Origin of the sequence: Streptomyces sp. CBMA156 (assembly GCF_014596515.1) — a bacterium.
Classification (GTDB): Bacteria; Actinomycetota; Actinomycetes; order Streptomycetales; family Streptomycetaceae; genus Kitasatospora.
The window spans coordinates 1-9,736 of the sequence record NZ_MSJQ01000043.1 but is presented as its reverse complement, the minus strand read 5'-3'; the positions used below and the strand labels follow the sequence as shown (position 1 = coordinate 9,736).

The following is a 9,736-nucleotide window of genomic DNA, read 5'->3' as shown; positions in this document are numbered from 1 at the left end:
GGCGGCGCACGCCCGCACCGCCGGCACCACCGCCCCTGGCGCCGCCGCGGGCTTCCGGGTGCCGACGGACACCGTCCGGCACACCCGCACCTGGATGGCCTGGCCGGACAGCAGCACCATCCTGGCGCCGCCGCGGGCTTCCGGGTGCCGACGGACACCGTCCGGCACACCCGCACCTGGATGGCCTGGCCGGACAGCAGCACCATCTGGCGGAACAGGCTCAGCGGTGTCCAGTCGGACATCGCCCTCATCGCCAGGACCATCGCGAAGTACGAGCCGGTCACCCTGTGCGCCAACCCGGCCGGTGTCGCCAAGGCGCGCTCGATGTGCGGCCCTGGCGTCACCGTCATCGGGGACATCCCGGTCGACGACTGCTGGATGCGCGACACCGGCCCGGTCTTCCGCACCGACGGCGCGGGCGGCCTCGACACGGTCGGCCTGAACTTCAACGGCTGGGGCAACCACCAGAACCCGCACGGCAACGACGCCCTGGTCGCCCGGCGCGTCGCCGCCTACCTCGGCCTGCCGTTCACCGCCGCCGGACTGGTCGGCGAGGGCGGGGCCATCGAGACCGACGGCGCGGGGACGCTGATGGCCACCCGCAGCAGCATCCTCAACGCCAACCGCAACCCCGGTGTCTCCCAGGCCGCGGCCGAGAGCGCGATGTGCGCCGCCTACGGCGCCACCAAGGTGATCTGGTTCACCGGCATCGCCGGCCAGGACATCACCGACGACCACGTGGACGCCACCTCGCGCTTCCTCGGCGCGGGCACGGCCGCCGTCCAGACGCCCCTGTCGGGCGACACCGACGTCTGGTCCAACGACCAGCGCCAGCAGTACCGGACCCTGACCTCCGCCACCAGCGCCCAGGGAACCCCGTTCACGGTCAGTCAGATCCAGGGGCCCGACTACAACCTCATCCGCTCCACCGACCCGAATTTCGTCGGCTCCTACGCCAACTACTACCTGTGCAACGGCGCGGTGATCTCCGCCCAGTTCGGCGACACCAGGGCCGACAGCGCCGCCAGGGCCACCCTCGCCCGGCTGTTCCCCGGCCGCACCGTCGAGCAGCTGAACATCGACCGCCTCGGCGCGGGCGGCGGCGGGATCCACTGCGTCACCCAGCAGCAGCCCGCCGGGTGAGCCCACCGGGGCCGGGTCCGGCCCGCCGACCGGACCCGGCCCCGGTGGGAGGCCTGCCCCGGGAGGCAGGCCGGTCCGGTCACCCCAGGGCGGGGATGTCGTGGGTGGCGCAGTGGATGCCACCGCCGCCGCCCGCGATCGCGTCGATCTTCACCGGGACGATCTCGCGGCCGGGGAAGTACTGCTTCAGGATCTGCTGCGCCCGGTCGTCGGCCCTGGCGTCGCCGAACTTCGGCAGGTAGACGCCCTTCGAACCGACGTAGAAGTTCATGTACGAGGAGACGAAGGCGTCGCCGCGCCCGGTGATCCGGTCCGGATCCGGCTGCTGGAGCTCCACCACCTGGAGCTTGCGGCCCGTCGCGTCGGTGGCCTCGGCGAGGACGGCGCGGGCCTGGTCGGCGGAGCGGGACCAGACGTCGGGCGGGGTGCCGGGGAACGCCTGGTCGAGCAGGACCACGCCGGGGGCGACGAAGCGGGTCAGGCAGTCGACGTGGGCGTCGGTGATGTCCTTGCCCTTCACGCCCGCCAGCCAGATCACCTTGGTCACCCCGAGGACCTTCTTCAGCTCGGCCTCGACCTCGTCCCGGCTCATGCCCGGGTTGCGGTTGCCGTTGACGACGGAACTCTCGGTGACCATCAGGGTGCCCTGCCCGTCGGTCTCGAAGGAGCCGCCCTCGGCGACCAGCCGGGTCTCGATCCGCTCGACGCCGTACTTGGCCAGCACCGTCCGGGCGACCTTGGCGTCGTTGCCGCGCTGCTGCTTGCCGCCCCAGCCGTTGAAGTTGAAGTCGACGCCCTTGACCCTGCCGCCCTCCTCGACGAACACCGGCAGGGTGTCCCGGGCCCACAGGTCGTCGACGGCGATCGGCACCACCTCGACCGCGGACCCGCAGGCCTTCCTGGCGGCGTCCTGCTGCTCGGGCCGGGCCATCAGCACGACCGGCTCGCGCGCCGCGATCGCCTGGGCCAGGCCGGCGACGTCGCGGCGGACGTCCGGGAGCTGGTCGCCCCACACGTTCTCGGAGGCGGGCCAGGACATCACCGTGCGCAGGTGCTTCTCCCACTCGGCGCCGAACCGGCGCACGCCGGGGGTGCCGTCGGGGGTGCTACTGGTGGTGCCACCGGGGGTGCCGCCGGGCTGCGGGGGCGGCACCGCGCCGCCACCCTCCTCGATGCCGTTGGGGTCGCAGGCGGTGAGGCCGAGGGTGAGGGCGCCGACACCGGCGCCGAGGCCGGCGAGGGAGCGCATCAGGGTACGGCGGGGCAGGGCATTGGTCATGCGGGGACTCCAGCTGAGGGTCTGGGCTTCGGGAAAAAGGGGGGCTCGGTGTCAGCGGCTACGGCAGTGGCTACGGCACCGGCTCGTGCATGGTCGAGCAGTGGATGCCGCCGCCCCCGGCCATCAGGCGGTCGACGTCGATCTGCACCACCTCGCGGCCGGGGAAGGCCGCGGCGAGCGCCTCCCCGGCGGCGGCGTCCCTGTACGCGTCGCCGAACCGGGCGGTGACGACGCCGCCGTTGACGACGTGGAAGTTGAGGTAGGAGTCGACGAACGTGGAGCTGCGGGAGCGGACGGTGTCCGGGCCGTGCACGGGAATGACCTGGAGGCGCCGCCCCCGGGCGTCGGTGGCGCCGGACAGGATCGCGAACTGCTCGCGGGCGTCCCGCGCCCAGGCGTCGTCGCGGTCGGCCGGCGGCAGCTGCACCATCACCACGCCGGGGCGGATGAACCGGGAGGTGACGTCCACGTGGTCGTCGGTGATGTCCTGGCCCCTGATGCCCGGCAGCCAGATCATGGTGTCCGCGCCGTAGGCCTCCAGGACGGCCTCCTCGATCTCGTCCCGGCTCATGCCGCGGTTGCGGTTCTTGTTGACCAGGCTGCTCTCGGTGGCCATCACGGTGCCGTCGCCGTCCGTCTCGATCGCGCCGCCCTCGCCGACGAAGTCCGCGTAGGTGTGGCGCAGGCCGCGGCGGGTGGCGAGGCGTTCGGCGACCCGGGCGTCGTCGTGGTGCACCTGCTTGCCGCCCCAGCCGTTGAAGTTGAGGACCACGGCGTCCAGGCCGCCGTACCCGTCCCGGCGGAACACCGGCGCGGTGTCGCGCATCCACAGGTCGTCGGTGGGGATGGCGGTGATCACCTCCACCCCGGAACCACACCGGGACCGGGCCTTGCCCGCGGTCCAGTCGTCGGGCGCGCACATCACCACCGGCTCGAACTCGGCGATCGTGCGGGCGATCAGGGCGATGTCCTCCTGCACGCCGCCCAGGCGCAGTCCCCACACGCCCCGGCGGGAGGGCCAGGACATCCAGGTCCGCGCGTGCGGGACGTCGTCCGCCGGAACCCAGGGGTACGGCTCGGCGGAACGGTCATCGCGGTAGTGGGTCATGAGGGTCTCCAGATCGTGCGACGGTGCCGGGAAGGGTGCCGGGGCCGCCGACTCCACTCTTCGCGCCGCGACGTGGCGGCGCAGCGCGGAGACGGCCCGGCGACACCCTTCCTGCGGTTCAGGCTCGCACTGACTGAAAAATCAGTCAAACTCGCGGGCGGGTCATGACGCATCCTTGACGTGTGCACTGCGCAGAGTGACGCCCGGCGGACGGCCGGTACGGGTCAGGGCCTACCGATCAGGACCCGAGGCGGTCGACCTCGGCGTCGATCGCGTCGGCCAGGAGCGTGCGGGCGTGCGCCAGTGGCAGGCTGCCGCTGAGCCAGCGGGTGCTGAGCCCCTCCAGCAGCGCGGTCAGCCGCTCCGCCGCCCCGGCCAGCGCGACCGCCGAGGACATCGGCCGTACGGTGCCGAGCAGTTCCGCGATCTCCTGCACCCAGATCCGGGTGGCCCGCGCCAGGTCCTCGCGCAGCGTGTCGTCGAACACTGCGCTCGCCCGCAGCTCGCCCCAGGCGGTGCTGTTCTCCCGCACCTCGACGGTGTCCTGGAGCTCCAGCAGCAGGGTCTGCTCCAGTTCCTCGCGGGGGGTCGGCGGCGCAGCGCCGTCGGCGCGCTCGGTCGTGTACCGCCCCGCCCGGTCGTTGATGAACTCCAGCGTCTGCCGGAGGATCCCGGTGCGGTCCTTGAAGTGGTAGTAGATCAGCGCGGTGGACACGCCCGCCTCCGCCGCGAGCTCCTCCACCCGCAGTCCGCGCACCCCGCGCCGCGCGATCACCCGCGCCGCTGCTTCCAAGATCGACGTTTTACGACTGGCCATGAGCCACCACCTTACCCGGGGTACGGGCGTCAGGCCGTCCCTCTCCTGAAACACCGGTCAGCGCAGCGGGGCGGTGGGGGTGGCCCGGCGCGCTACGACGCGTGGTGCGCGGCCCACAGGAGGTCGACGGTGGCGGCCCGTTCCTGCCAGGTCTCCCGGACCAGGTCGGCGAGCCGGGCGGTGGTGTGCTCGACGAAGCCGGTGCCGGCCGGTTGTGCGGTGAGTTCCAGGCGTTGCCACCACCCCCAGGACTGGCCCCATTGCTTGGAGACGAACCGGAGGGCGATGGCCTTGCGGAGGGTGGGGTCGGTGCAGTAGACGCCGTGGAACGGGGCGAGGTTCCCGGCATCGGGATCGGGGCCGGGGTGCCCGTTGTCCTCCCGGCGGATGCCGAGACCGAACCCGAGCACGGTGGTGCCGTCCCGTATCCACTCGGGCCGGCTGACGAGGACGGCCGTCTCCGGGTAGCTGCGCTTGCTGCCGACAGCCTCGTAGCCGAAGGTCGTCACGGCGAGGTCCCCGCCGAGTTCCGCGGCGAGTGCGCCGAGCGGTGCGACGGAGCGCGCGGGCAGCTGCCTCAGCAGTCGGCGGGCCGCCTCCTGGGCCGCGAGGAGTGCGGTGGAGTGGGTGATCCAGAAGGCGGCGTCCTCGTCGTCGTCGGTGCCGATGCCCACGGTGGTCTCCAAGTCGCTCAGGTAGTCGTCCGCGTGGCGCCGCCCGGGGGCGTCCGGCTGGGACGGCCGGGAGGACCGGCCCGCGAGCAGGCGCGCCAGTTCGCCCGCGAGGTCGCGCAGGGAGACCGGGCGGAACCGCGGGTCGCCCGGCGGTCGGCCGGTCGGGGTGAGGTAGACGAACACCGGGTTCGGCAGGTCCGCGAAGTCGTCGCCCTGGTGGGACGTCTGGGCGTCGCCCTCCGGGGCGTCGATCTTCAGCTCGATGACGACCGAGGCCGCCGGGCCGGTGACGATCAGGTCCGGCCGGCTCGTGGCACCGCGCACCTGCCGGTGCACGGCGGACCGGCCCAGCAGCGGATCGGCGGCGAGTTCCGGCAGGCCGGCCAGGGCCAGCAGGGCGCGGTCGTGGTCGGCGCGCTGGAGGGCGGCCGGGTCGTCGAGCAGGGTGTCGTCGAGCATGCGGCGAACCTCCGGCTGCGGTCCTGGGCGCGCGCTCGGTCGCGCGCCGGGCGGTCGGGGTGGGGCGTCGCCCCCAGGATCAGGCCGGGCGGCGGGCCTCGTCCACCAGGAGGACCGGAATGCCGTCGCGGACCGGGTACACGAGGCCGCAGCCCGCGCCGGTGCAGTCCAGCTCGGGCTGCTCCTCGGTGCCGCCCTCGGCGAGCGCGGCCCGGCACTGCGGGCAGACCAGGATCTCCAGCAGGAAGGATTCGAGCTTCATGGGGGCTCTCCAAAGTTCGGGGGTGGCACGGAGGTGCCCCGGCCGATAGGAAACCCTACCGGCCGGGGCACCACCCGCCGAGGTCAGGCGCGTCCGCTCGGACGGGCCCGAGGTCAGCCGCGGACGACGGCCAGCACGCCGTCGCGCAGCTCGGCCATCTTCGCCGGGTCCCTGGCCTCGACGTTCAGGCGCAGCAGCGGCTCGGTGTTGGAGGCGCGCAGGTTGAACCACCAGTCCTGGCCGGCCACGGTGAGGCCGTCCAGCTCGTCCACCGTGGTGCCCTCCAGGCCGGCGTACGCGGCGCGGACGGCAGCGGTGCTGGCGGCCTGGTCGGCGACGGTGCTGTTGATCTCGCCGGAGGCGGCGTAGCGGTCGTACTCGGCGGTGAGCCCGGACAGCGCGCCCTGCTGCCCGCCGAGCGCGGCCAGCACGTGCAGCGCGGCCAGCATGCCGGTGTCGGCGCGCCAGAAGTCGCGGAAGTAGTAGTGGGCGGAGTGCTCGCCGCCGAAGACGGCGTCGGTCTCGGCCATCTCCTGCTTGATGAAGGAGTGGCCGACCCGGGTGCGCACCGGCTTGGCGCCCAGCTCGCGGACCACCTCGGGGACGGTCCAGGAGGTGATCAGGTTGTGGATGACCGTCGGCTCGGCCTCGCCGGCGGCGCGGGCGCGGGCCACCTCGCGGACCGCGACCAGGGCGGTGATCGCCGACGGGGAGACCGGCTCGCCGCGCTCGTCCACGACGAAGCAGCGGTCGGCGTCGCCGTCGAAGGCCAGGCCGATGTCGGCGCCGACCTCACGGACCCTGGCCTGGAGGTCGACGATGTTCTTCGGGTCCAGCGGGTTGGCCTCGTGGTTCGGGAAGGTGCCGTCCAGCTCGAAGTACATCGGGACGAGCTCGATCGGCAGGCCGTCGAAGACGGTCGGCACGGTGTGGCCGCCCATGCCGTTGCCGGCGTCCACCACGACCTTGAGCGGGCGGATCGCGGTGAGGTCGACCAGGCCGAGCAGGTGGTCGGCGTAGCCGCGCAGGGTGTCCTGGGCGGACAGCCCGCCCGGCTTCACGTCCCTGGCCGGGACGGTGACGGTGTCGTCCTCGCCGGTCCAGGACTCGACCAGCTCGCGGATCTCGGCCAGGCCGGTGTCCTGGCCGACCGGGGCGGCGCCGGCCCGGCACAGCTTGATGCCGTTGTACTGGGCCGGGTTGTGGCTGGCGGTGAACATCGCGCCGGGCAGGTCGAGCTTGCCGCTGGCGTAGTAGAGCTGGTCGGTGGAGCACAGCCCGATCTGCACCACGTCGGCGCCGTAGGCCGCGGCGCCCTCGGCGAAGGCCAGGCTCAGCGACGGGGAGGAGGGGCGCATGTCGTGCCCGACCACGATCGCGGTCGCGCCGGTGACCTGCACGAACGCGGCGCCGAAGGCCCGGGCCAGGCTCTCGTCCCACTGGTCCGGGACGACGCCTCGGACGTCGTACGCCTTCACGAGCTGCTTGAGGTCGCGCACTGCGGCTCCACCCTGGTCTCTGTACTGGTCGGTCACGGTACGTCGGGGCCGCCCGTCCGGTCGACGGGCGCGCGGTGACGGTAGACGGGCAGCGTACCCGGGCCGGGCGAACGCACCGTGCCAGGTGAGGCCTCAGTTGTCGGGCGAGCGCAGCACCCGGAGGTGGCCGCGGCGGCTGCCCTCGACGGACTCGCCCCCGGGCCCGCGGCCCTGACGGGGGGTCTGCGGGCGGGCGGCCTCGCGCACGGCGTTGGCCAGCGCCTCCAGGTCGTCGCTGCTGCGGCGCAGCGGTCCCGCCTCGGCGGCGAGCCGGACGACCTCCCAGCCGCGCGGGGCGGTGAGGCGCTCGGCGTGCTCGGCGCACAGGTCGTAGCAGTGCGGCTCGGCGTAGGTGGCGAGCGGGCCGAGGACGGCGGTGGAGTCCGCGTAGACGTACGTCAGCGTCGCGACGGCCGGCCGGCCGCACGCGGTCCGCGAACAACGACGTACAGAGCTCACGAGGGTGGACGGTACCGCACTCCCCGCCGGGGAGCGAAGACCGCCTGCCCGGAGGGGGTGCCGTGTCGTCGTCCGGGCGCCGGGGCCGCGCATCCGACGCCCCGTGCGATTCCCGGTCGGAGTGGTCCACTTCCGACCGTCCAAGGACTACCCTCGGCAGTGATATGGACAGCTCCGCACCGCAGTCATCGACAGGGCCAGCGCGCCGCCCCCGGCACCGCGACCGGCACGGCAGGGGCCTGCGCGGCCCGCTGGCGCCTCCCCAGGTGCCGATCTCGCTCACCCGTTCCGAACTGTTCGACGACTACGTGCGCGAGTCGGTGGAGCGCCTCGAACGGCGGTGGCCGCAGCTGATCGAGGTGGAGTTCGCCGTCCAGGAGGTGCCGCTGCACGAGCCGGACGGCGGCGACAGCGAGGACGGGGTGCCGCTGGGGCGGGTGTCGCCGGGCAAGCAGGGGCGCAAGAGCCAGATCGTGGTGTACCGGCGGCCGGTGGAGATCCGGGCGAAGACCCGGGAGGACCGCGCGGCACTGGTGCACGAGATCCTGATCGAGCAGGTCGCCGAGCTGCTGGGGCTCTCCCCGGACGCCATCGACCCGCGCTACGACGAGGACTGAGCCCGCGCCGGGATTCCGGCGCGGGCTCGCGCTCAGCGCAGGACGACGCCCGGGTCCTGGCCGGCCTGCGGGACCTTGACGGTGCTCCGGTCGTCGCGCAGCGCCTGGACGGTGAACATCGGGATGTCCTTGGCCGGGAGGGACAGCATCCGGGCGGCGACCACCGGGCCGCCGGAGACGGTCTCCACGGTGAGCGCGAAGACCCCGTTCAGCCCGGCGGGCTCGGGCGCCGGGAGTGCGACGGTGCCGCCGGCCGGGAGCTGGACCTCCTTGGTGGCCGGGGTGCCGCCGCCGCTGCCGGCCGAGGCGGTGACCCGGACGGTGGCGGCCTCGCCGCTGGAGGTCAGGTAGAGCGTGGAGGCGCCGGCCCGGTTGTCGGCGACGGTGGCGCGGGCGCCGACCGGGTCGCTGCCGGCCAGCCAGGCCGCGTCGGTCCTGCCGTTGGCCGCCGCCCGGTCGATCCGCAGCCCGGCCACGACCGGGGTCCGGTGCTTGTCGTCGCTGGGCGTCAGCCGCAGCCCGGCGACCTCGTCCCGGGTGACCTTGCCGAGGTCGACGGCGGCCACCATGCCCGCCTTGACGTGGATCGACTCGTTGCCGGCCGGACTGAACCAGCCGTTCTTGCCGGAGAGCTGGATCTTCAGGTCGGCGTCGTCCTCCGGCGGCGCCCAGACCACCAGGCGGGCGGCGGCGGTGTCGGCGGGCAGGCCGGGCAGCACCTGGGTGGGCGCCGGGTCGGCCGAGGCCGGGACCCAGTCCGCGCCCTTGCCGCCGTCGGCGGCGTGCAGCGCGGCGCCGACCCGCCCGGAGCGCACCACCACGTGCACGGCGAGGTCGGTGACGGCGCCCTTGCTGAGGGTCGACAGCAGGACGGCCTGGGAGCTGCCGGGGGCGACGGTGATGCCGTTGGCGGCGTCGTTGTCGATCAGGCCCTTGTCGCCGTACAGCTTGATGTCCACCACGGCGGCGGAGGACTCGGTGTTGACCAGGCTGAGGTAGTCGACCCGGTCGCCGGCGGTACTGGCCCCGGCGAACCAGAAGCTCGTCCCGGCCGGGGTGCAGGTGAGGCCGGACAGGCCGGTGCCGCGCTGCTCGGTGACGACCGAGGTCTGGGTGACGGTGAAGCCGGGGGCGAGGGCGCCGTTGGCGACGGCACCGGTGCCGGGCGCGGCGTCGCCGTTGGCCGCCGGGCCGGTGGCCGGGGTGCCGGGGGGGGGGGGGGGGGGGGGGGGGGTGCGGCGGGGGGGGGGGGGGGGGGGGGGGGGGAGGGGGGGGGGGGAGGGGGGGGGGGGAGGGGGGGGGGGGGGGGGGGGGGGGGGGGGGGGGGGGCGGGGGGGGGGGGGGGGGGGGGGGGGGGGGGGGGGGGGGGGGGGGGGGGGG

General features: G+C 74.2%; 10 protein-coding genes. 2 read left to right on the top strand and 8 right to left on the bottom strand.

What is annotated here, in order from left to right:
• The first annotated feature begins 90 nt into the window (after nucleotides 1–90).
• A complete protein-coding gene (locus BU198_RS03150; protein WP_223243859.1) occupies nucleotides 91–1,143 on the top strand; it encodes an agmatine/peptidylarginine deiminase in 1,053 nt (350 codons plus the stop codon).
• Between the two features lie 79 nt (nucleotides 1,144–1,222).
• On the opposite strand, the gene BU198_RS03145 is transcribed toward BU198_RS03150, so the two are convergent.
• The 7 genes from BU198_RS03145 to BU198_RS03115 form a co-directional block, all read right to left on the bottom strand.
• A complete protein-coding gene (locus BU198_RS03145; RefSeq protein ID WP_188295271.1) occupies nucleotides 1,223–2,422 on the bottom strand; it encodes an agmatine/peptidylarginine deiminase in 1,200 nt (399 codons plus the stop codon).
• A 70-nt stretch (nucleotides 2,423–2,492) separates the two neighbouring features.
• Nucleotides 2,493–3,530 carry an agmatine/peptidylarginine deiminase gene (locus tag BU198_RS03140; protein ID WP_188295270.1) on the bottom strand — a complete coding sequence of 346 codons (1,038 nt, stop codon included), beginning with the start codon at nucleotides 3,528–3,530 and terminating at the stop codon, nucleotides 2,493–2,495.
• 238 nt (nucleotides 3,531–3,768) lie between these two features.
• The gene (locus tag BU198_RS03135; protein ID WP_188295269.1) at nucleotides 3,769–4,347 is read right to left on the bottom strand and encodes a TetR/AcrR family transcriptional regulator; all 579 of its coding nucleotides are present in this window, start codon (nucleotides 4,345–4,347) and stop codon (nucleotides 3,769–3,771) included.
• A gap of 92 nt (nucleotides 4,348–4,439) precedes the next feature.
• On the bottom strand, nucleotides 4,440–5,480 hold the full coding sequence (locus BU198_RS03130; protein WP_188295268.1) for a hypothetical protein: 1,041 nt from the start codon (nucleotides 5,478–5,480) through the stop codon (nucleotides 4,440–4,442).
• A gap of 79 nt (nucleotides 5,481–5,559) precedes the next feature.
• Nucleotides 5,560–5,742, bottom strand: a complete 183-nt coding sequence (locus BU198_RS03125) for a Trm112 family protein (protein WP_188295267.1) — start codon at nucleotides 5,740–5,742, stop codon at nucleotides 5,560–5,562.
• A 113-nt stretch (nucleotides 5,743–5,855) separates the two neighbouring features.
• Nucleotides 5,856–7,241 carry a phosphomannomutase/phosphoglucomutase gene (locus BU198_RS03120; protein WP_188295266.1) on the bottom strand — a complete coding sequence of 462 codons (1,386 nt, stop codon included), beginning with the start codon at nucleotides 7,239–7,241 and terminating at the stop codon, nucleotides 5,856–5,858.
• Nucleotides 7,242–7,373: 132 nt separating this feature from the next.
• Entirely contained in the window at nucleotides 7,374–7,832 is a 459-nt protein-coding gene (locus BU198_RS03115; protein WP_188295265.1) for a DUF3499 domain-containing protein, read from the bottom strand.
• Nucleotides 7,833–7,903: 71 nt separating this feature from the next.
• Here BU198_RS03115 and BU198_RS03110 point away from each other — a divergent pair, with 71 nt between their 5' ends.
• The gene (locus BU198_RS03110) at nucleotides 7,904–8,356 is read left to right on the top strand and encodes a metallopeptidase family protein (RefSeq protein WP_188295264.1); all 453 of its coding nucleotides are present in this window, start codon (nucleotides 7,904–7,906) and stop codon (nucleotides 8,354–8,356) included.
• A gap of 32 nt (nucleotides 8,357–8,388) precedes the next feature.
• On the opposite strand, the gene BU198_RS03105 is transcribed toward BU198_RS03110, so the two are convergent.
• Nucleotides 8,389–9,736, bottom strand: a 1,348-nt coding sequence (locus tag BU198_RS03105; RefSeq protein ID WP_223243857.1) for a DUF5719 family protein, incomplete at its 5' end; no start/stop codon positions are given.

What these genes read in the sequence shown, in the direction of transcription:
- BU198_RS03145 (WP_188295271.1), bottom strand. Translation starts at nt 2,422, where the DNA reads ATGACCAATGCCCTGCCCCGCCGTACCCTGATGCGCTCCCTCGCCGGC.
- BU198_RS03140 (WP_188295270.1), bottom strand. Translation starts at nt 3,530, where the DNA reads ATGACCCACTACCGCGATGACCGTTCCGCCGAGCCGTACCCCTGGGTT.
- BU198_RS03135 (WP_188295269.1), bottom strand. Translation starts at nt 4,347, where the DNA reads ATGGCCAGTCGTAAAACGTCGATCTTGGAAGCAGCGGCGCGGGTGATC.
- BU198_RS03130 (WP_188295268.1), bottom strand. Translation starts at nt 5,480, where the DNA reads ATGCTCGACGACACCCTGCTCGACGACCCGGCCGCCCTCCAGCGCGCC.
- BU198_RS03125 (WP_188295267.1), bottom strand. Translation starts at nt 5,742, where the DNA reads ATGAAGCTCGAATCCTTCCTGCTGGAGATCCTGGTCTGCCCGCAGTGC.
- BU198_RS03115 (WP_188295265.1), bottom strand. Translation starts at nt 7,832, where the DNA reads ATGCGCGGCCCCGGCGCCCGGACGACGACACGGCACCCCCTCCGGGCA.
- BU198_RS03110 (WP_188295264.1), top strand. Translation starts at nt 7,904, where the DNA reads ATGGACAGCTCCGCACCGCAGTCATCGACAGGGCCAGCGCGCCGCCCC.